Source organism: Roseiterribacter gracilis (genome assembly GCA_018332375.1).
In the GTDB taxonomy this organism is placed as follows: domain Bacteria; phylum Pseudomonadota; class Alphaproteobacteria; order BOG-932; family Roseiterribacteraceae; genus Roseiterribacter; species Roseiterribacter gracilis.
Genome location: BOPV01000001.1, coordinates 1,181,021 through 1,203,022, shown reverse-complemented (window position 1 = coordinate 1,203,022; position 22,002 = coordinate 1,181,021). Strand labels below are relative to the sequence as shown.

The 22,002-nt window shown below is 62.9% G+C and carries 16 protein-coding genes; 11 read left to right on the top strand and 5 right to left on the bottom strand.

The window, feature by feature from the left end; translation table 11 throughout:
* Positions 1–12: 12 nt before the first annotated feature.
* A complete protein-coding gene (locus TMPK1_RS05995) occupies positions 13–1,137 on the bottom strand; it encodes an NAD(P)/FAD-dependent oxidoreductase (RefSeq protein ID WP_420242043.1) in 1,125 nt (374 codons plus the stop codon).
* Positions 1,134–2,360, bottom strand: a complete 1,227-nt coding sequence (locus tag TMPK1_RS05990; RefSeq protein ID WP_420242042.1) for an MFS transporter — start codon at positions 2,358–2,360, stop codon at positions 1,134–1,136. Before TMPK1_RS05990 ends, TMPK1_RS05995 begins: the two co-directional genes overlap by 4 nt.
* A 143-nt stretch (positions 2,361–2,503) precedes the next feature.
* Between TMPK1_RS05990 and TMPK1_RS05985 the strand changes: the two genes are divergently transcribed.
* The 3 genes from TMPK1_RS05985 to TMPK1_RS05975 are packed head-to-tail and all read left to right on the top strand — an operon-like array spanning position 2,504 to position 6,379.
* Positions 2,504–3,964 carry a M81 family metallopeptidase gene (locus TMPK1_RS05985; protein WP_420242041.1) on the top strand — a complete coding sequence of 487 codons (1,461 nt, stop codon included), beginning with the start codon at positions 2,504–2,506 and terminating at the stop codon, positions 3,962–3,964.
* Positions 3,965–3,974: 10 nt separating this feature from the next.
* Positions 3,975–5,264, top strand: coding sequence for a metal-dependent hydrolase family protein (locus tag TMPK1_RS05980; RefSeq protein WP_420242040.1), 1,290 nt, complete (start codon positions 3,975–3,977; stop codon positions 5,262–5,264).
* Entirely contained in the window at positions 5,261–6,379 is a 1,119-nt protein-coding gene (locus tag TMPK1_RS05975) for a dipeptidase (RefSeq protein ID WP_420242039.1), read from the top strand. Before TMPK1_RS05980 ends, TMPK1_RS05975 begins: the two co-directional genes overlap by 4 nt.
* Positions 6,380–6,507: 128 nt before the next feature.
* Here TMPK1_RS05975 and TMPK1_RS05970 read toward each other — a convergent pair whose 3' ends face one another.
* The gene (locus tag TMPK1_RS05970) at positions 6,508–7,209 is read right to left on the bottom strand and encodes a helix-turn-helix domain-containing protein (protein WP_420242038.1); all 702 of its coding nucleotides are present in this window, start codon (positions 7,207–7,209) and stop codon (positions 6,508–6,510) included.
* A 150-nt stretch (positions 7,210–7,359) separates the two neighbouring features.
* On the opposite strand from TMPK1_RS05970, the gene TMPK1_RS05965 reads away from it, so the two are divergent.
* The 6 genes from TMPK1_RS05965 (at position 7,360) to TMPK1_RS05940 (ending at position 19,043) form a co-directional block, all read left to right on the top strand.
* Positions 7,360–8,370, top strand: a complete 1,011-nt coding sequence (locus tag TMPK1_RS05965) for an alpha/beta hydrolase (RefSeq protein ID WP_420242037.1) — start codon at positions 7,360–7,362, stop codon at positions 8,368–8,370.
* Positions 8,371–8,583: 213 nt separating this feature from the next.
* A complete protein-coding gene (locus tag TMPK1_RS05960) occupies positions 8,584–10,764 on the top strand; it encodes a TonB-dependent receptor (RefSeq protein ID WP_420242036.1) in 2,181 nt (726 codons plus the stop codon).
* 188 nt (positions 10,765–10,952) lie between these two features.
* Positions 10,953–12,929, top strand: coding sequence for a serine hydrolase domain-containing protein (locus tag TMPK1_RS05955; RefSeq protein ID WP_420242035.1), 1,977 nt, complete (start codon positions 10,953–10,955; stop codon positions 12,927–12,929).
* Between the two features lie 343 nt (positions 12,930–13,272).
* Positions 13,273–15,498 (top strand): TonB-dependent receptor, encoded by a 2,226-nt coding sequence (locus tag TMPK1_RS05950; protein WP_420242034.1) that lies wholly within the window; start codon positions 13,273–13,275, stop codon positions 15,496–15,498.
* Between the two features lie 66 nt (positions 15,499–15,564).
* On the top strand, positions 15,565–17,496 hold the full coding sequence (locus TMPK1_RS05945; protein ID WP_420242033.1) for a serine hydrolase domain-containing protein: 1,932 nt from the start codon (positions 15,565–15,567) through the stop codon (positions 17,494–17,496).
* A complete protein-coding gene (locus tag TMPK1_RS05940; protein ID WP_420242032.1) occupies positions 17,496–19,043 on the top strand; it encodes a serine hydrolase in 1,548 nt (515 codons plus the stop codon). The genes TMPK1_RS05945 and TMPK1_RS05940 overlap by 1 nt, the downstream gene beginning before the upstream one ends.
* 3 nt (positions 19,044–19,046) lie before the next feature.
* Here the strand turns inward: TMPK1_RS05940 and TMPK1_RS05935 are convergent, their stop codons facing one another.
* The gene (locus tag TMPK1_RS05935) at positions 19,047–19,346 is read right to left on the bottom strand and encodes a hypothetical protein (protein WP_420242031.1); all 300 of its coding nucleotides are present in this window, start codon (positions 19,344–19,346) and stop codon (positions 19,047–19,049) included.
* A gap of 70 nt (positions 19,347–19,416) precedes the next feature.
* Between TMPK1_RS05935 and TMPK1_RS05930 the strand changes: the two genes are divergently transcribed.
* Together TMPK1_RS05930 and TMPK1_RS05925 are read left to right on the top strand one after the other, a co-directional pair.
* Positions 19,417–20,841 carry an amino acid permease gene (locus tag TMPK1_RS05930; protein ID WP_420242030.1) on the top strand — a complete coding sequence of 475 codons (1,425 nt, stop codon included), beginning with the start codon at positions 19,417–19,419 and terminating at the stop codon, positions 20,839–20,841.
* Between the two features lie 145 nt (positions 20,842–20,986).
* A complete protein-coding gene (locus TMPK1_RS05925) occupies positions 20,987–21,355 on the top strand; it encodes a hypothetical protein (RefSeq protein ID WP_420242029.1) in 369 nt (122 codons plus the stop codon).
* A gap of 123 nt (positions 21,356–21,478) precedes the next feature.
* On the opposite strand, the gene TMPK1_RS05920 is transcribed toward TMPK1_RS05925, so the two are convergent.
* On the bottom strand, positions 21,479–21,736 hold the full coding sequence (locus TMPK1_RS05920; RefSeq protein WP_420242028.1) for a hypothetical protein: 258 nt from the start codon (positions 21,734–21,736) through the stop codon (positions 21,479–21,481).
* Positions 21,737–22,002 lie beyond the last annotated feature (266 nt).

Sequence of the window (22,002 nt, the reverse complement as noted above, 5' to 3'; positions counted from 1 at the left end):
TAGCGAACTCCCTTAGTCAGCGAATCGATCGGGCGAGAGGTCCGATGCGGTGACCCCTTCGCGTGCGACGAACTCAGGCAGTGCTTGGTTGCGCGCCAGCGCGGCTGCAGCAGCCGACAGGCCGGGCGCGGTCTGGATGCCGTAGCCGCCTTGTCCGGCGACCCAGAAAAATCCCGGTGCGTTCTTGGCGTAGCCGACGACGGGTGCGCGATCGGCGACGAAGCTGCGCAGGCCGGCCCAGCGATGCGAGATGCGGCGCACGCGCTCGGTCGTCGCCTGTTCGAACCGTTCGACTGCGATTGCGACGTCTAGTTCGTCGGGCTGCGCGTCACATGGCTCGCTGGGCGTTTCGTCGGCCGGTGACACGAGCAACGTGCCGGCATCAGGCTTGAAGTAGAATTGCTCTTCGGCGTCGATCACCATCGGCCAGCTGTCGACCGTGTGACCAGCCGGTGCCTCGAGCAGAATTGCGGTGCGACGCATAGGAACCAGGCCAATCGTTTTGACGCCGGCTTGCTGCGCGATGACATCGGCCCAGGCGCCGCCGGCATTGACCAGCAACGGCGTCAGGAACGTCTCGCTGCCGGTTTCGACTTTCCAGCGATCGCCTTTGCGCTCGATCGTGCGCGGCACAGTGTCGGTGCGCAGCGAGCTGCCGCGTTCACGCAGCGCCGCGAGATAGGCCTGGTGCAGCGCGTGCACGTCGACGTCGCGCGCTTCACGTTCATACAGGCCTGCAACCCAGTCTTTGGTCAGGATCGGCGCCAGCGCGCGCGCTTCGTCGCCGTCGACATGTTTGGTCTGCGCGGCGAAGTCGGGTTGCGCGCGCAACCCCTCCAGCGCACCGAGCTGATCCTTGGTCGCGACATGCAGCGCACCGCGCGCCTTGGTCAGTTCGACGCTGGTGAAACCGGCCGGCGGGTTGAAGAAGAAATTGCGGCTGGCGCGCGACAGCGCGCGCACCGGCCGGTTGCCGTAGCATTCCGAAAACAGCGCCGCCGATCGTCCGGTTGAGTGATAACCAGGTTGGCTTTCGCGCTCGAGCAGAACGACGTTGCGGTCGCGCGCCAGCTCTGCACCGATCGATGCGCCGGCCATACCGGCGCCGATAACAAGGGCGTCGATCTCAATCGTCATGCGGTCCTCAACAGGCTGCGCCGTGCAGAACGCAGCATCAAACAGGCAAGAATGGCGGCAGGGATCACTGCAGTTGCGATCGCAACATGCAGCGCGCGCGGGTCGCCGTAGACGCGTTCGGTCGCAAGCGCGACCAAGGTCGGGCCAAGGCCCAGCCCGACAATCGTATTGCCGAACGCGACCAGCGACGTGCCGAGTCCGCGAAGTTCGTTTGGCACCAGGTCTTGCAACGCGGTGATCGCAATCGCGCCCGCCGCCGTGCTGGCTAGCGACCATAGCGCCGTCGCGGCGACTGCAGCGCTGGACGAATCTAGCAGCAGCAACGGCACCGAAGCGAGCGCCGCCAACGCAGCGAACAAGGCGAGACGCAAACGGCCAGTGACCCCGTGCGACTTCTGCAGGCGATCGGCGAAGGCGCCGCCGATCAAGGCGCCGGCCGCGCCGGTTGCCATCAGCAACACGCCGATCGCAGCGCCGGTTTCCATCGGCGTCCAGCCATACCGGCGTGACAGAAGCGACGGCGCCCAGCCGAGAAACCCGTAATCGCCGATCGAAATCAGCGCCGCTGCGCCGTAAATCGGCGCCAGCACGCGCGCATCGCGGGCGAGGCGGCGCATCGAGTCGAGCATCGACAGCGCCGCAGATTCGGTTTTGGTCCGTTGCGGCTCGTAGAGAGTCATCACCGCGATCGCGACGGGAATGCCGGCCAGACCGACCAGCACCATCACGCTGCGCCACGGCGCCATCGCGCCGACGATCGGCCAGGCTTGGACTGCGCCTCCTTCAATCAACGACAGAAGCGCACCGCCGATCGAAATCGCAGCACCACCGCCGACCACCATGCCGGTCAGAAACACGCCAATGGCAAAACCACGGCGCGACGGCGGAAACAGATCGGCGATCATCGAAACCGCAGCCGGTGCCAGGGCGGCTTCGCCGATGCCGACCCAGATGCGCGCAATGAACAACGTCGGGAAATCGGTCGCGAGACCGCAGGCGACGGTCGCCAGGCTCCAGATCAAAACGCCCGCGACAATGACGTTGCGGCGCGGCCAGCGATCGGCGATCCGGCCCAAGGGCAGGCCCGCGCATGCATAGAGTACGGCGAAGGCCGCGCCCTGCAGCAACGACACTTGGGTGTCGCTGATACCGAGATCGGCGCGGATCGGATCGACCAGCAGATTCAGGATCAGGCGGTCCGTGTAGGACACGACCGCAGCCACCGCGAACGTGATGACCGCGCGCCAGGCCCCTGGGAGGGGAACCGAAATTGTCGGCGCTTGCGGCAAGGATCACCTCTCGACGGGCTCAATCAGGAGCGATAACTTGCATGACGGAAACAGATTTTCCAAATGGAAAAATCGGAATGCGGATTTTCCTGGCGGGCATCGCCACCGAAACCAACACCTTTGCCCCGTTTCCAACGGGCTGGCGGGGTTTCGAAGAAGGCGGCCTGCATCGCGGCGATGCCACGCGCAACGATCCGGGCGTGTATGGCGAAATCGCCCGGACCTGGCGCGGCTTGGCCGAGAAAGACGGCCACACGGTCGTCGAGGGGCTGATCGCCTCGGCCCAGCCGTCAGGAAAGACGGTGCGGTCGGTCTACGAGTCGATGCGCGACGAAATCCTGGCCCAGCTCGAACGCGACGGGCCGTTCGACGTGGTTCTGCTGGGGCTGCACGGCGCCATGATCGCCGATGGCTACGATGATTGCGAAGGCGACCTGATCCAGCGCGCGCGCGCCATCGTCGGACCGACGGTGAAAATCGGCGTCGAACTCGACCCGCATTGTCATCTGACCGACGCAATGGTGCAGGGCGCCACTGCGATCGTGTTGATGAAAGAATATCCGCATAGCGATTACGTCCCACGCGCGCAGGAGCTGTATGCGATCTGCGTCGGCGCTGCGGCGGGTACGTACAATCCGGTCAGCGCCGTCGTCGATCTGCGCATGGTCGGGTTTTACCCGACCACCGCCGAGCCGATGGCTTCGCTGCTGCAGACGTTCTTCGCCGCCGAGAAAGAACGCGGCGTGTTGTCAGCGAGTTTTGCGCACGGCTTTCCCTGGGCCGATATGGTCGATGTCGGCTCCAAGATGCTGGTGATCGCCGACGGCGACGAACGTCTGGCGTTCGAGACGGCAAAGTCGCTCGCTGCACGGATCTACGACGCGCGCGAAAAACTTCTGCCGCGCTATCCCAAGATCGACGCGGCGATCGATCAGGCGATCGGCTTGCCCGGTCTCGTCGTGTTGGCGGACACGGCCGACAATCCCGGCGGTGGTTCGCCCGGCGACGATACGCGGCTGCTGGCGGCGTTGCGCGCGCGCAAACTCGACCGGATTGCCATCGGTTGTTTTTGGGATCCCGTGCTGGCGCAGACTTGCGCCGAAGCTGGCGTTGGCGCGCGCTTCGATATGCGGCTGGGCGGCAAAGCGGGACCCAGTTCGGGCGCGCCGATCGATTTGGTCGGCACAGTGCGCGCGATTGAAAAAAACCACACGCAAGGTGGGTTGGGCCCATCGCGTTCGGCGATGGGACTGTCGGTGTGGATCGAAGCCGATGACATGGACATCGTCATCTGTTCGAAGCGCACACAGACTTTTTCGCCCGACGCCTTCACCGGTCTCGGCATCGATCTTTCGACCAAACGCTTTGTGGTGGTGAAGTCGAGCCAGCATTTCCACGCGCTGTTCGCGCCGATCGCCGACGCGATCCTGCAAGTCGCGACGCCGGGCGCGCTGCAGATGGATTTCGCTTCCATGCCCTACACGAAGCGCGACGCAAATTACTTTCCGCGCGTCGCCGATCCGCAAGCCCGCAACTGAAAGACGCTCGATGAAACGCCTTGCTGCGCTGCTTTTTGCGTTGACCGTCACGACGTCTGCCCAGGCTACGACGACGTACGTACAGGCCGGTCGGCTGCTCGCCGATCCAGCCAGCGGCAAAGTCGAGACCAGCAAGACCGTGGTTGTCACCGACGGCAAGATCGTCGAGATCAAAGACGGGTTTCAAACCGCACCGAATGGCGGCGAGACCGTCAATCTGCAAAGCGCGTTCGTACTGCCCGGCCTGATCGACAGCCACGTGCATCTGCTGTCCGAAGTCGCAGCCGCGGGGCGCGACATGGACACGGTGCGTAAAACCTCGGCCGATCTCGTTGTCGACGGCACGGTGTTTGCGGGCCGCGTCTTGCGCGCAGGCTTCACCACGGTTGCCGATCTTGGTGACGATCCGGATGGGATTTACGCGCTGCGCGACGGCGTCGCCGAAGGAAAGATCGTCGGACCGCGCATCATTGCCGCCGGCTTTGTCGGCGCCCATGGCGGGCACGGCGACATTCACGGTTTTCACCCCGACATTCTGGCGTTGCTGACGCCGCCGACCTTGTGTTCGGGCGCCGATGAGTGCCGTCGCGCGGTGCGCAAGGCGGTGCAGCGCGGCGCCGAGATGATCAAGACCGCCTCGACTGGTGGCGTGATGTCGAACACTGCAACCGGCCTGTCCCAGCAGATGACGCAGGACGAGCTGAACGCGGTGGTCGAAACCGCGCATATGCTGGGACGGCAAGTTGCGTGTCACGCACACGGTGCCGACGGCATCAACGCAGCCTTGCGCGCCGGCGTCGATTCGATCGAACACGGCACCTATCTCGACCAAGACTCGCTGAAGCTGATGAAAGAGAAGGGGACGTATCTCGTCCCGACTCTGCTGGCCGGAGATACGGTCACGCAGGCCGCCAAGAATCCCGATTGGCAGACCGAAGCGGTGCGCAAGAAGGCGCTGCAAGTCGGGCCGAACATGGTCGCCGCCGCACGCCGTGCACGCGAAGCCGGCGTCAAATTCGCGTTCGGCACCGATTCTGCCGTGTCGCGTCACGGCATCAACGCCAAAGAATTCGCGCTGCTGATCAAAGCCGGCTTCACGCCGCTCGATGCCATCCGAACCGCCACGGTTTGGGGCGCTGCGCATCTGCGCATGTCGGACGAGATTGGGTCGCTGGCGCCCGGCAAAGCAGCCGATCTGATCGCGGTGAAAGAAGATCCGCTCAAGGACATCACCGAGCTGGAACGAGTCACTTTCGTAATGAAGGGCGGAAAAACCGCCCTGACAGGAGCTTCACAATGACAAATGCCGTACGCCGCAATCTGTTGAAAGCGGCCGTCGCCGCACCGTTTTTGAGCTTCGGGCGCGTCGCCTGCGGGCAGGGCGCGACAAGCTATTCGACGCGCGCCGTCGATCTGGTCCAGAAGTCGTTGATCATCGACATGCTGGGCGTTCCGTATCTGCTTCCCGAAGGAAAAGTCTTCATCGAGAAGCTGAGCGCGAAAGACGTTTCTGAGTTCAAGGATAGCGGCATCACCGCCTTCCATTGCGCCTACGGCGTCGGCGGTCCCGACGCGTACCAACAAGTTCTGCAGACGTTGCAAAGCTGGACCTTCTGGGCCGGCCACAACAGCGATTTGTGGGGCTTGATCGGCAAAGCCGAAGACATGGATGCGGCCAAGGCAGCCAAGAAGATCGGCTTGATCCTCGGCGTGCAGAATGCCGAGCACTTCCGCAGCGTGAAAGACGTCAAAGCCTTCTACGAACTTGGCCTGCGTTGTTCGCAGCTGACCTACAATTCGCAGAACCGGATCGGCTCAGGCTCGACCGATCGTGCTGACGGCGGCGTCAGCGATTTCGGCGAAAAGATCATCCAGGAGATGAACAAGGTCGGCATGTTGGTCGACGTCTCGCATTGCGGCGACAAGACGACGCTCGACGCGATCGAGATTTCGCCCAAGCCGATTGCGATCACCCATTCGAATTGCCGCGCGCTGAACAACCACCCGCGCGTCAAAACCGACGAGGCGATCAAGAAGCTGGCCGCCAAAGGCGGCGTGATGGGCATCACCGGCGTGCGCATGTTCGTCAGCGCCAAAGAGCCGACCACGATCGACAATATGGTCGACCATATCGACCATGTGAAAAAGCTGGTCGGCATCGAGCATGTCGGCATCGGCACCGATGCCGATCTGCACGGCTATGACGCGCTGCCGGAAAACATGCAGAAGATGCTGCGCGAGTCGTACAAGGCGAGCTACGCGTTCCGCGACAAGATCGACATCGAGGGCTTCAACCACCCGAAGAAGATGTACGACCTGGTCGAAGCGATGATCCGCCGCAAATACAGCGACGCGGATATTCAGGCCGTGCTGGGCGGAAACTTCCGCCGCTTGTTGGGGCAGACCTGGCTGTAATGCTCCTCTCCCCAACGGGGAGAGGAAGGGGCCCGTCGCGCAGCGACGGGAAGGTGAGGGGGCTTGGATGTCAGCGAACGCTGCGCGACATCCCCTCACCCCAACCCTCTCCCCTCGGGGAGAGGGAGTTACGCGCGAGCTCGTTTTTTGGGCGCTGCCGGCTTGGAGGCGCGCGTTACTTTCGGCGCGGCCGGCTGTTCGACCGGGCTGAATTTCTCGCGGATCTGCGCTTCGGGCGAGGTGCAGACCGACAGGATCGTGCAGTGATCGGCGCCCGGCGCCAGCACATAGGCATGCCCCATCGCGCTGTCGAAATAGACGGAATCACCACGTTCCAGATGCAGCGGCGCGTACAGTTCGGTGTGCAGCTCGCACGCACCGTCCAGCACGATCGCGTATTCTTCGCCGGTATGTTTGATCAGCTCGCCGAACTCTTCGAGCGAACGGACATGTAGCTCGGCGATGATCGGAACCAACTTCTTCTGCAGCAGCTCAGCCGCCGGATAGAAGTGGGTGTAGTTCTTGGTCTCGATGAAATTGCCTTCACCCGAACGCTGCACCGAGCGGCGACCGAACGGGCGCGGACCATCGCTGACTTCGGGTGCGTTGAGACCAGGCGAGAAAAGCTGCGCGATATCGACCTGCAGCCCTTCGGATAGGCGCACCAGCTTGTCGTAGCTGAGCGACAGCTTGTCGTTCTCCACTTTCGACAAGGTCGAGATCGGCAGGCCGGTGCGGCTGCTGACATCGGCGAGCGTCCAGTCATTCTGCTTGCGCAATGCGCGCAGCGCCGGGCCAAGCCGTGCAGCTGTTTTGATGTCTTGCGCCATGCCTCACTCCTAGCCGTCCGCCAGCGCCCGTCAATGCGCAAACAACGCGCAAATCCTGCGTCCGATGCGCGCCAACCTGCCCGTTGTCGCGGCAGAAAGTATTTTCTATACAGAAAAATTAGCAAGAAGAATGTCGCGGGCGGGGTTTCGATGAAACGAATTGGTCGCATCCTGGCCGCGCTGCTGCTTGCGCTCGTGCTCGTTGTCGCCGGTCTGAAATTGGCCGAGCCGCACGTCGTACCGCCGGGGCAGATGGTCGATGTCGGCGGGCTTCGCATGCGCATCGAGTGCACCGGACCCGCGAGCGCGCAGACCGTGCTGCTGGAATCGGGCGCGACCGGTCTCGGCGCCTATTACTATTGGATGCAGCAGGGGCTTTCGCAGCGCGTGCGCACCTGCAACTACGACCGCGTCGGCAGCGGTTGGAGCGACGACAATGACGCGCCGCACGACGCGCAACATTTCTCGCAGCAACTGCACGCGCTGTTGCAGGCGGCCAATGTAAAACCGCCTTACGTACTCGCGGGGCACTCGCTCGGCGGCATCGTCATCCGCGTCTTCGCCAAGGACTATCCATCCGAGGTGAGCGGGCTGGTGTTTCTCGACTCGTCGCATCCGGGTCAGGTCGAAAAACTGCCGAAGCCACCGATCGAATCAGCCTCGCCGGGCGCCATCGTCTTTCTCACCAAAGCGATGGAATTCGCAGCTACGACTGGGCTGACGCATCTCTTCAATCCGTCGGGAAAACAGCTCGAACAAGCGCCGTGGTTTCAGGCATTGCCATCTGCGCGACAGGAGCAACTGATGGCCCTCACGCATCGCGCGCAAACCTACAAAGGTGCGCGCGAAGAGCTGTTGGGACTCGAGGACTCGTTTCGCCAAGGGGGCTTGGTGACGACGCTCGGCGATCGTCCGCTGCTGGTGATTTCCGCCGCTGAGATCCCCGAAATTCCGGGCATTTCTGCGCAATGGGGCGAAGAATTTCTGCGCCAGGTCGGCGCGCTGCACCAAGAGCTGGCTTCCTTATCGTCTCGCGGCCGCCGCATCGTCCTGCCTGGCGCCCATGTCACAATGGTGGTGCAAAAAGACCACGCCTCGCAGGTCGTTTCAGCGATCCTCGAGGTCGTCGACGAGGCCGCCGCATTGCCGCCGTTGCGATAAGCACCTGAAAGCAAGGGTCTGCGTACCAGCCGGGCCCGCAAAACGGGATATCGGGAAAGGTCGTTTCCATTTTCCCGAGGGAAATCTCCCTTTAGAAAATTGTTGCCAATGGGAAAAATCCGCCCATCATTCCAGCGAATAAAAAGGCGGCTGGCCTGCGCGAAACTGGGACGCGCGGTCGGCAACGGTGGGAAAAAACGGGGGAGAATGGATATGCGACGCGGTCGCCTGCTTGGATTGCTGCTCGGCTCAACGACGGCGGCATGTTTGCTGCCGGGGTTAGCCCACGCGCAGATGGAAGAAATTCTGGTCACTGCGCAGAAGCGCACGGAAGCGCTGATCAACGTGCCGGCCTCGGTCACGGTGGTGGGTGGTGACAAGCTTGAATCGAACAACGTACGCGATCTGCAGGACTTGGCTGCGTACGTTCCGGGCCTGACGATGCGCGACGCCGGCGGCGTCGGTTTCCGTTCGTTGACCTTGCGCGGCCTGACCACCAACGCCAGCGGTCGCATCATGGGCATTTATGTCGATGACGTGCCGTTCGGCTCGGGCACTGCGTACACCGGTAATGCCGGCTTCTCGCTCGATCTCGGCCTGTCGGATCTGCAACAGGTCGAAGTGCTGCGCGGCCCGCAGGGCACGCTGTACGGCGCCAGCGCCATGGGCGGCATTCTGAAATACGTCACCAAGGGCCCGAACCTCACCAAGTTTGAAGCCAAGGTCGACGCCAGCGTTGGTGTCGTGGATGGCGACGATACCGACCGCATGGCGCGCGTCATGATCAACGCGCCGCTGGTCGATCAAAAAGTGGGGCTGCGCGTCACTGCCTATCACCAGCATTTCGGCGGCTACGTCGACGACGTCAGTCGTCACCTGAAGAACATCGACGATGCCGACCTGTATGGCGGCCGCGCCCAGATCCTGTTGGCTCCGAGCGACAATCTAAAGATCAAGCTGCAGGCGTTCTCGCAAGACACGCGCCGTACCAACCTGTCGCAGGTGCAATGGAACGTCGTGACGCGCGCGCCGCTCAATCCTGGCGGTGATTTTGCGACCAGCCAAACTGCGGATCAGCCGTTCACCTTCCGCTTCCGCGAATATTCCGGCAGCCTCGACTATGATTTCGGCTTCGCCTCGCTGACGGCGATCGTGTCGCGCGAGACCAACAAGGTCGACAGCACGCAGGACGGTACCAAAACCTATCAGGCGTTGCTGAAAGCAGCGCTCGGTGTTGACCTCGCCCAGTACTTGCTGCCGTTCCATCAGGGGCTCGGCAAAAACACCGCGGAAGTTCGCTTAACGTCGCCGACCGGCGACCGGTTCGAATGGTTGGTCGGTGTCTATTACTCCAAGGAAGTGAACTTCAACTTCCAGCAGCTGCTCGGCTACAACGCTGCTGGCGTGCCGTCGCCGATCAACTTCGCGACCATCGCGCTGCCATCGAAGTATCGTGAATCGGCGGGCTTCGCGAATGCGACGTTCCACATCACCGACAAATGGGACATTTCGGGCGGCGTGCGCGGTGCGCGCGACGACCAGACTTATACGCAAGCAGCTTCCGGCCTGCTGATCGGTGCCTTCCCGCAATCATCTTCGCGTGAAGAGCTCACGACCTGGCAGGCGTCGAGCAAGTACAACGTGTACGACCGCACCAACGTCTATGCGCGTGTCGCAACCGGCTATCGCCCTGGTGGTCCGAACTCGGTTGCGCTTGATCCGGCGACCAAGCAACCGCTGGCACCGCCAACCTTCGGCGCTGACAAGACGACCAACTACGAAATCGGCATCAAGTCCGAGCCGACCAAGTGGCTGAGCTTCGATCTGACCGGCTATTGGATCGAGTGGAAAACCATTCAGCTGGCTGCCGCTCGCAACGGCTTCTCGGTGCTTGCCAACGGTGGCGACGCAAAGAGCCGCGGCATCGAATTCCAGGCTGCAGCCCGTCCGTTCGACGGTCTGACCCTGGGGGCAACCTTCGCTTACACGAACGCAACTTTGACCGATCCGGCGCCAGATCTGTCGGGCGTGCCGGGCGACAGGCTTCCGACCATCCCGCGTTGGGCGTGGTCGGGAACGGCAGACTATGAATGGGCGGCCTTCGCAGGCTGGAACGCGACGGTCGGCGGTACGCTGCAATATGTCGGCGAGCGCAACAGCGGTTTCGCAGGTTCGAAGACATCGCCGAACTATCGGATGGACTCGTACACGACGGTTGATCTGCGCGCCGGCCTCAGCGACGGCCGCTATCAGCTCAACGCGTTCGTGCAGAACCTCACCGATGAGCGTGGCCTTGCCAACGCAGGTGTTTCGGTCAGCGGCGGCGTAACCAACGCAAACGTTGTCTTCGTCCGTCCGCGTACCACGGGTTTGCGTTTCTCGGTTCAGTTCTAATCGATACGCGCTAAAGGTGTTTGCGACGGCGCAGGTTCTTCATTGGACCTGCGCCGATCGCGTTACAGAACGATGCTAAAATCGAAGTGTTTACTGACTTTTTTCGAACAGCGTTTTGCTGTTGCGCGAGTAAGTTTCGTCAGCTCTACCATCATGAATTCGTTTTGATCGACTGGCTGGAGACAAGCATGTCGTTGCGTTTTGCGGCCGCGCTTTCGGCGCTGCTCTTCACCCAAGCTGCGTTCGCGCAGGTTCCCGCGGAAACTACACCCGCACCACCGCAACCCAAGTTGCAGGCGGAATCGCCGGCGCAGGCTGCGCCGACGCCGGCGCGTGCGCTGACCGCAGACGACGTCGCTGCGTATTTCGACGGCCTGGTGCCGTGGTCGATGGCGCGCGGCGGCATCGCCGGTGCAGTCGTGACCGTGGTCAAAGACGGGCAGGTGCTGTTCGCACGCGGCTACGGCTATTCCGACGTTGAGAAGCGTACGCCGGTCGATCCCAACACAACGATGTTCCGCATCGGCTCAACCTCGAAGCTGTTCACCTGGACGGCGGTGATGCAGCTGGTGGAGCAGGGCAAGATCGATCTCGACAAAGACGTGAACACGTATCTCGACTTCAAAATCGAGAACAAGTTCGGCAAGCCGATCACGCTGCGCCAGATCATGTCGCATTCGGCCGGCTTCGAAGAAGGCCTTCGCTATATTCTGGTGCCCGACGCAAAGAATCTGCAGTCGCTTGGCGATTTCCTGAAGACCAATATTCCCGGCGTTGTCTATCCGCCGGGCGACATCATTGCCTATTCGAACTACTCGACCGCGCTTGCGGGCTATGTCGTCGAGCGCGTCAGCGGCAAACCGTTCGACGATTATATCGAACAGAACATCTACGCGCCGCTGGGCATGAAAGTGTCGAGCTTCCGCCAGCCGCTGCCGGAAGCGCTGCAGCCCCACATGTCGAAAGGCTATCGCGTCGCTTCACAGCCGCCGAAGCCGTTTGAAAATGTCGGCCCGTTCCCGGCCGGCAGCATGTCGTCGTCGGGCGCCGACATGGCGAAGTTCATGATCGCGCATCTCGCCGGTGGCGCACCGTTGCAGGTGAAGTCGGCGCGCATGTTCGAGATCAGCAAAGAACCGGTGCCCGGCATCACCGGCTTTGGTCTGGGCTTCTATCACGAAGACCGCAACGGCCATGTCGTCGTCGGTCACGGCGGCGACCTGGAGCTGTTCCACACCAACCTGTCGCTCCTGCCGGGCGACAATGTCGGCGTGTTCGTGTCGTTCAACAGCGCGGGCAATGCAGGCATCACGGGCGCGCTACGCACCGCGATCCTGCGCGGCTTCGTCGATCGCTATTATCCGGGTCCGGCGCTGCCGAACGAGCCGACCTTGGCGACGGCGAAAGAGCACGGGCAGAAAGTGTCGGGCGAGTGGCGCGCCAGCCGCGGCGGCACGACCAGCTTCCTGCGCATCAGCGGGCTGCTGTCGCACGCCAAGACCTATCTCAATCCCGACGACACGTTGAGCTTCAGCGGCTTCACCGACGCGGCCAACGCGCCGAAGAAGTGGCGCGAAGTGCAGCCCTTCGTGTGGCGTGAAGTGAACGGCCCTGCGCTGCTCAAATTCCAGATGGATGCGGCCGGCAAGCCGATCCTGATGGCGACGAGCGACATGGCGCCGGTGATGGTGTTCATGGCGGCCGACGCAGCCAACAGCACGACGATGGCGCTCTTGGTTGGTGCCGCGGCGGTGATCCTGCTGGTGACGTTCCTGTCATGGCCGGTCAACGCGCTGGTGCGTCGTCACTACGGCCGCACCTTGCCGTTCGAAGGCCGCGACCGCGTCTTCTATCGTGTGTCGCGCGCCGTATCGGGCTTGCTGGTCGCACTCGTGGCCTACTGGCTGTATCTGCTGAGCAAGCTCGGCACGAGCATCGCCAGCATTTCGTATGGTCTCGAAGGAACGTTGCTGTTCCTGCGTGTGCTGGGGGTGGTCGCACTTGTCGGTGCGGTGTTCCTGGTCTTCCGCGCAGCACTGACCTTCCGCGATCCGCGCTTCGGCCTCTGGGGCAAGATCGCCAACGTACTGATCGCGCTGGCCGGCCTGGTGATGATCTGGTGCTACGTCACGTACAACCTGGTCAGCTTCGGCTCGCATTACTGAGCGGGTTTCTGCCTGTCACAACGAAAAGGCGTCGTGCGCTGCACGGCGCCTTTTCTGTCTCGAAACCACATGCTGCCGAAAAGACACGGACCGAAGTTTTTCGCGCGCGTTTTTCGGCAGGTCGAACCTCCCTCCGGTTGTAACTTTTCGAATGCGTTTGTTTCGGCGCCGTTTCGTCCCGTTGGGGATGTGGCTCGGCCCACCCGGCTAATTTTCTAACCCTACGGCGAAAACGCCCGATTAGAAAATTAGTTGCTCAATAGAAAATAGCCCTCGATCATGCCCGCGAAAACTGGGGCGCCGTCCTGACTCGGGCGGCAGAAAAAAAACGGGGGTTCTGACGATGCGACATGCACGCTTGTGCGCTTTGCTGCTTGGCTCGACGGCGCTGTGGGCGCTGCCGCAGGCAGCCTCAGCGCAGTCAATCGAAGAGATCTTGGTGACCGCGCAAAAGCGCACGGAGTCGATCCGCGAAGTCCCGCAAGCTGTTTCGGTGTTGACCGGCGACCAGCTCGACCGACTCAACGTCAAGGAAATCGCTGATATCGCTGCCTACGTTCCGGGCCTTGCGGTGCGCGGCGGTACGGTCGGCAACCGCACCATCGTCGTGCGCGGCATGGCGACGGCCGGCACGTCGGGCGGCGGCGAATCGCGTCTGCTCGGTATCTATGTCGACGACGTTGCGTTTGGTTCGGCGACCATCTTCTCGGGCGCGGCCAACTTCGACCTCGACATTAGCGCGTTCGATCTCGAGCGCGTCGAAGTGCTGAACGGACCGCAAGGTACGTTGTACGGCGCATCGTCGATGGCCGGCGTTCTGAAATACGTCACCAAGGCGCCGAAGATGAACGTCTTCGAGGCCAAGACGCAGGTCAGTTTCGGCGCGGTCGACGGCGGCGACACCGAGAAGGGCTTCCGCGCCATGGTCAACGTGCCGATCATCAACGACAAAGTGGCCGCGCGCCTCCAGGTCTATCACCAGGACTTCGCGGGCTATGTCGACAACATCGCGCCGGGTTTCGCGAAGAAAGACGTCGGCGGCACCGAACAATATGGCGGCCGCGCGCAGCTGCTTCTGACGCCGACCGATCAGCTGTCGCTCAAATTCATGGGCATGACCCAGGATATGCGCCGTACCGGCGGCAGCGGCGTGAACTGGAATCTCGCAGCCAACGCGCCGCTTTATGGCGACTTGGATCACCTCACGCAGAGCACGCCTAGCGCCGAGCCGACGACGCAGCGCTTCCGCGTCTATTCGCTGACCGGCGACTATGATCTCGGCTGGGCGAAGGCGACGGCGGTGGTTGCGCAACAGCAGAGTACGCAACAGAACACACCGAACCTGTACACGACCTTGCAGGCGATCTACCCGCAATACGGCATCACCTCGGCGCCGGTTGCGTATGGTCAGAAGATCTTCAAGAACAGCGGCGAATTCCGCATCGCCTCGCCGGGCGGCACCAAGCTCGAATGGCTGGCGGGCATCTATTACGACAACGAAAAGATCGCGCAGACCCAGACCATCTCGGCCTTCGCCGGCGGCGCGGCGATTCCGGTCGACTTCGGTCACGTCACCTTGATCGACCATTATCGCGAACTGGCTGCCTTCGCGAACGCGACCTACCACATCACCGACGCGTGGGACGTGATGTTGGGCGCACGTGGCGCGCGCAGCGATCAGAACTACACGCAGATCACCACGGCGAACGCGTCGCCGCCGCTGGTCGCCAATGCGCGCCTGGATATCGGGGACCGCTCGTACACATCGACCTATGCTGCGTCGACCAAGTACAAATTCTCGGATCTCGGCATCGTCTATGCGCGCTTCTCCACCGGATATCGTCCCGGCGGTCCGAACGTGCAGGGCTTTGACGGCACGACCGGCCAGCCAGTCGGTTCGCGCACGTTGGGTCCGGACAAGGCGAAGAACTATGAAGTCGGTGCCAAGATCACGCCGGTGAAATGGCTCGGCATCGATCTCGCCGTCTATCATATCGACTGGACCGATATTCAGCTGAACGTGCAGTACAACGGCATCAGCGTGCGCGCGAACGGTTCGAAAGCCGTCAGCGACGGCAGCGAATTGACCGTGCAACTGCAGCCGATCGCCGGCCTTCGGATCCTCGGTACGCTGAGCTATACCGATGCGCATCTCGAAGCACCGGTCGGCGTCGGCACCAGCACGTTGGCGAATTCGGGCGATCCGTTGCCCGGTACGCCGAAATGGTCGGGCGCCATCAATGCCGATTACGAGTTTCCGGTCTGGTCGGGTTGGAACGGCACGGTCGGCGGCGGCTGGAATTACGTCGGCCAGCGCAACAGCAACTTCCTCGGATTTGCGTCTGCGCAGACGGCGCCGAACTTCATTCTGCCGTCCTACAACCAGATCAATCTGCGCGCCGGTCTGTCGACCGACCGCTATTCGGTGCAGTTCTTTGCACGCAACGTGGGTGACGAACGTGGCTTCGCGTCGGCCGGTAACACGGCAACGCGTGGACGCATCACCGCCACTTCGGTGACGTTCATCCAGCCGCGCACGATGGGCGTCACCTTCGAGGCGCAGTTCTAACCGGCGAGCAGGGGCATGATCCGGCAACGGGTCATGCCCTTTCTTTTTCTCATCTGAGGTGCCTGCATGATCCGCCGCCTGGCTTTTGCACTGACCGCGTTGTTGATGGCGCATACTGCGTCAGCGCAAACCCAGGCACAGAAGCCGGCGCATCCTCTGACGGCTGAAGATCTCAGCGTTTGGTTTGACGGCATGATGCCGTGGACCTTGGCCCGCGGTGACCTTGCTGGCGCGGTGATTACCGTCGTCAAAGACGGTCAGCTTCTGTTCGCGCGCGGCTACGGCTATGCCGACGTCGAAAAGCGCACGCCGGTCGATCCAGCGATGACGCTGTTCCGCATCGGGTCGATCTCGAAACTGTTCACCTGGACCAGCGTGATGCAGCAGGTGGAAGCGGGGAAGCTCGACCTCGACCGCGACGTCAACAGCTACATCGATTTCAAAATTCCTGACGCGTACGGCAAGCCGATCACGCTGCGGAATTTGATGACGCACACGGCTGGCTTCGAAGAAGCAAGCAAAGACCTGTTCCCGCCGACGACAGCCAAGCTGACGCCGCTCGGCGATTATCTGAAAGCCCATCTTCCCGCACGCGCCTATCCGCCGGGTGAGGTGATTTCCTATTCGAATTACGGCGCCGGTCTTGCCGCCTATATCGTCGAACGGGTCAGCGGCAAGTCGTTCGACGACTATGTCGAGCAAGAGATTTACGCGCGCGCCGGCATGACCCAGTCGACGTTCCGGCAGCCGCTGCCGCCGAACTTGGCGCCGCATCTGTCAAAGGGCTATCGCGTCGCCTCGGGCCGGCCGTTCCCGTTCGAAGTCGTTGGCGCACCACCGGTGGGCAGCATGTCGGCCAGCGGTACCGACATGGCGAAATTCATGATCGCGCATCTGAACGCGTTTCGCGGGGTCGGTGACAAGCCGTTGCTGAAACAGGAAACCGTTCAGCGCATGTACACGGTCAACAAGCCGTTGGCGCCGGGCTTCATCGGCATGGCGTTGGGCTTTTACCAGGAAGACCGCAACGGCAAGCGCATCGTCGCGCATGGCGGCAACATGCCGGTGTTTCACAGCGACCTGCATCTGCTGCCTGACGACAATGTCGGCTTCTTCATCTCGTTCAACACGACGGGCGTCGGCGACGTCACCGGACCGTTCCGCATCGCGCTGCTGCGCGAATTTCTCGACCGTTACTATCCGGCACCGTTGCCGGATGAGCCGACTTTGCCGACCGCGGCCGGGCACGGGCAGGCGGTCGCGGGCTATTATTCCAACAGCCGGGCCGGCGTTGCCGCCTGGACGCGCCTGTTCCAGATCATGCGGCCGACGCAACTGTCGGTGAATCCCGACAACACGATCAGCTTCTCGGCGCTGACGACGTTCGGCGGCGCGCCGAAGAAATGGCGCGAAGTGGCGCCGTTCGTCTGGCGCGAAGTGGATGGACGCAGCCGCATTGCCGTGCTGCGCGACGATGCCGGCGCGCCGACCATGCTCGTCGATGATGACGGCCTGCCGGTCTATGTCTTTCTGCGCTCCAGCTTCGCCACCGGTCCGAATGCACTCCCGCTAATCCATGCCGCAATCGCGGTGCTGGCGATCGCGGCCCTGTCCTGGCCGATCAATGCGCTGGTGCGCCGTCACTATGGCCGCACCTTGCCGCTCGAAGGTCGCGACCGGTTGTTCTATCGCCTCGCGCGCGGCGCATGCATCGTCTCGCTGTTGTTCGTGGCGGGCTGGTGGGTGGTATTGAACCGTGCGTTCGGCATCAACTTCATGCTCTCGGACAGCGCCTGGTTCTTCTGGATCGTGCGTCTGATCGGCGTCGTTGCGCTGTTCAGCACCGGCTTCCTCGTCGTGCGCGCTGCACGCCTCTGGATTGATGCGCGTTTCGGCTGGTGGGGACGGATCTCCAACAGCGTCATCGCATTGGCCGCGCTGGTGATCATCTGGGCCGGCTTTGCCTACAACCTTCTGAGCCTAGGACTCCAATACTGATGCGCCGCTCCGCACTCGCCCTCGCGCTGTTCGCAACCACCTCGGCTTTCGCTGCGCCACCCGCCGATCTCGACGCGACCGTCGCCAAGGCGCTCACCGAATTCGACGTGCCGGGCGCTGCAATCGCCATCGTCGAAGACGGCAAGACCGTCCTGACCAAGGGCTATGGCGTGCGCGGCCTCGAGGACAAGCGCCCGGTCGACGCGCAAACCGTGTTCGACATCGGCAGCGTCAGCAAAGCCTTCACCGGCGCGCTGGTCGAAGCCTTGGTCGATGACGGCAAGATGACGCTCGACGACAAGCTTGCCGATCGCGTGCCGGCGTTCCGTTTGCCCGATGCCTATGCGGCGGCGAACGTGACGGTGCGCGATGCGCTGACCCATCGCACCGGCTCCAGCCCGAACCAGGGCGACTTATTATGGGTGGTCACGCCGATCTCGCGCGTCGAGATGCTCAAGCGCGTGCGGCTGATGAACATGCCGAACACGTTCCGTGACAAGTTCGGCTACAGCAACATCGCCTATGCAGCGGCGGGTGAGGCGGCGGCAAACGCGGCCGGCACGTCGTACGAAGAGGCGCTGCGCAACCGGATCTTCAAGCCGCTGGGCATCGACAGTGCGGTGATCACGTCGGCTGAGTACGAAAAGGCGCCGAACAAGGCGCTCGAACATATGCGGTTCGGCGACGGGTTCAGCAAAGGCAAGATGTCGCCGATGCCGCGCACGCGTCTCGACGCGATTGCGCCGGCCGGTTCGCTGGCGCTGTCGGCCGAGCATTTCTCGAAATGGCTCACGGTGCAGCTCGCCGACGGCGCGCTGCCCGACGGCAAACGTTTGTGGAGCGAAGCGCGTGCCAAAGAGATGCGCGACATCCACACGCCGATGGGTGCGGCCGGGCAACAGGTCGCCGCGCTCGCGGGCGCGCCGCCGAATTTCATCGGCTACGGTCTTGGCTGGATGGTCTTCGACATCAACGGGCACAAAGTCGCCACGCATGGCGGCGCAACGCTCGGCGCGTACGACCAGGTTCTGTTCATCCCCGATCTCAAACTCGGCTTTGCGGTCGCGACATCGACCGGCGAAGGCAACATGACGCGCGCGATGGTGCTGACTTTGTTGGATCACTATCTGCAGCGCGAGAAAAAGGATCGCGTCGCCGAAGTCAAAGCGCAGGTCGACAAGGCGCAGGCGGCGCAGTTCGACAGACTGAACAAGATCATGGCTGAGCATAAGGCCGACGCCAAAATGCCGGCCGATGCCGACAAGTTCGTGGGCACCTGGAAAGGAACCTGGCTCGGCGACGTGACGATCGCGCGCGAAGGCGACGCGTTGACCGCCAAGTTCAACGAAGCCACCAGCCTCACCGGCAAGTTGGAGCCGTGGCGCGGCGACACGTTCCTGGTGCGCTGGCCGGATCGTACCGTCGGCAACGCGCTGCTGACGTTTGAGCGCAAACCGTTCGACGGTTCGCCGGCGAAGATGACGATCGGTGCGCTCGACGGCGGCGCGTCGCTGTTCGGCGGGCTGGAGTTCCGGCCCGCGAAGTAGGAACTAGCCGGCGACGTCCAACAGTTCGCCCGGTTCGAACGGCACGTCTTCACCGGCGGGCACGACGACCGGGCGGCCTTCATGCGCGCCGCGGCAATAGAGCGAGCGTTCGGTGACCCAGTAACCGTCGCAGCTGGCGTGGCAGATCCAGCGTTCGCCGCCGACGATCCGGGTCAGCGCGTGGCGCCAGTCCTCGGGCGAGTAGGGAACGGCGCGCCAGTCGCGGTCGGGCGCGAAGGGACAGCCGCTGCACATGCGGGCGGCAACCTTGCGGTGGCTGGCGTGGGGATCCCTGTGAGTCATCTGTAAAACTCATCTACTCCGGCGGCGCGCGTGCTGGACAGGGGGATGTTGGGCCTCGAAGGTTGCCGTCGTGCAAACGACCGATTCTGAAGCTCTGCCCGAAAGCGCCGCTACCGGCGCGGGCCCGCAGCTCCGCCGCGTCCTTGGTCCCTGGAATCTGATCGCGCTGGGCGTCGGTTCGACCTTGGGGGCCGGACTCTTCTCGCTGACCGGCCTGGCCGCGAGCGAGCATGCCGGGCCGGCGGTGATCCTGGCCTTCCTGTTTGCCGCCATCGGCTGCGGCTTCGCCTGTCTCTGTTATGCCGAGCTGGCCTCGATGATCCCGAACTCGGGCAGTGCCTATACCTATGCGCGCTACATCGCGGGGCCGACCTTCGCCTGGATCGTCGGCTGGGATCTGGTACTCGAATATTCGGTCTCGGTGTCGACCGTCGCGGTGAGCTGGGCCGGCAATTGCGATGCGTTTCTGCGCGGCTTCGGGCTGCATATTCCGCAATCGCTGATGGCGTCGCCGTTCGACAAAGATCCCGGCTGGATCAATCTGCCGGCAGTGCTGATCATCGTCGCCTGTTCGATCCTGCTGATCCGCGGCGTGCAGGGATCGGCGCGCGTCAACGCAGTCGTCACCTACGCCAAATGCGCCGTCGTCGTGCTGTTCATCGCGCTCGGCATCGGCTCGATCGACTTCGCCAACTATCATCCGTTCATTCCGCCCAATACGGGCGAGTCCGGTGCGTTCGGTTGGAGCGGCGTGGCGCGCGCGTCGGGCCTGATCTTTTTCGCCTATATCGGATTCGACGCGGTCTCGACCGCGGCGCAGGAATCCCGCAACCCGCAACGCGACATGCCGATCGGCCTGCTCGGCGGCTTGCTGGTTTGCACCGTGTTGTTCGTCGCCTTCGCCGCCGTGCTGGTCGGCATCGTGCCGTACACGCAGTTGAAAGACGACGCGGCGCCGATCGCGACCGCGGCGTCGATGACGCCGTATCCGTGGCTGGCCTGGGTCGTCGAAGCGACGATCCTGATCGGGTTTCTCGCGGTCATCCTGGTCACCTTGTACGGACAGTCGCGCATCTTCCGCGCCATGGCCGAAGACGGTTCGCTGCCGTCCTGGTTCGGCGCCGTGCATCCGCGCTTTCGCACGCCGTGGCGCGCCGATCAGGCGACGATGGTGTTTAGCGCCTTGATGGCGGGCTTCACGCCGCTCGCGGAACTGGGCGAGCTGACCTCGATCGGCACTTTGCTCGCGTTCGTCGTCGTCTGCGTTGCGGTGCTGGTGTTGCGGCGTACGCGCCCCGACATGCCGCGCGCGTTTCGCACGCCGCTTGTGCCGCTCGTGCCCATTCTGGGGATTCTGTCGTGCGGCGCTTTGATGGTGTCGCTCGATTATCTGTCGTGGCTGCGTCTCGTCGTCTGGCTGATCGTCGGACAGGCGCTGTGGTTCTTCTACGGCCGCCACTACGCGCGCAGCTTTGCAGCATCGACCGCTCCGTAGATTCGCCAACGTTTTCCCTCGGGAAAACGGGGCAATCATATAGATGGGCGCGATCCGCGTTGCGGATCCAGCGCGCAGGGAACAGTGCGCCGACTGTCGGGTTCTTTGTCCGTAATCTTTGTGGACAACCCCGACGGAGGATTTCATGCGTACGACTTGGATGCTCGCTGCCGTTGCTGCGCTCGCCGCTTTGCCGGCGGTCGCGCAAACCGTGGTCGAGAAGCAGGTGACCACGACGACTGCAACCAGCGTTGATTGCGGCACCATCCTCAATGACGCCGAACGTCTGAGCTGCTGGCAGTCGCGCGCCTATATCGCACCTGCCCCGGTTGCGACCCAGACGACGGAAAAGACTGTTTCGACCGCGGACGGCATCGTGCGCACGACCGAAACTGCAACCACCACGGCGCCTGCGATCGTACCGGCTCCGGTTACGACGCGCGTTGTGACCACCACCGACCCGGCGCCGGTCGTGGTGTCGAAGACCACGACGACCTCGGTCACCAAGAACTAAGGTTCGGCGACGAACGAAGCCGCCGCGAGAAATCGCGGCGGCTTTTTCGTGCCTGCGTAGTTGGGCAACAAAAAAGCCGCTCCGTTGCCGGAGCGGCTTTTCTGTATCAGGCGTGGGCCGGTGTTACGGCCACTTGGTCGTGGTGCGCGTACGCTCGGTCGTCGTCGCATCGACGCTCGACTGCGTGTTCTGCTGGGTCACCGTGCGCGACGTGCCGCTATACGGATCAGCATAGGTGGTCTGGGTCGTCGTGGTCGTCGGAGCAACAGCCGGCGCGGTGGTTTCCACCGTGCTGGTGCGAACCGTCTCGGTGCGCGGGGCGCAGGCGGCCATGGTCAGCGCAAGTGCAGCCACGGCGCCCAGGCGGATCGTCGTATTCATGGGAATCTCCTCGTTCTCCAATTTCTGGAGGTGAAACCGAGCAGCGGCCCAGACGTTCCGTGATTTAACACGCAGAAAAAAATCGTCCGCAGGACGGAACAACCCTGCGCCTAAGGCTGTTGTTGCTGGGTTGGAGCCGTAGCCTCACCAAAAAAAAGGCGCGCCGTGGACGAGGGAACTGAAGATCAAGAGCTTGGGCCCGGTTCGGCTGAGGAGTCAGCCGAGGCCAGCCCGCGTTCTTCCGCTGCGCCGTCGCGTTCGCGCCG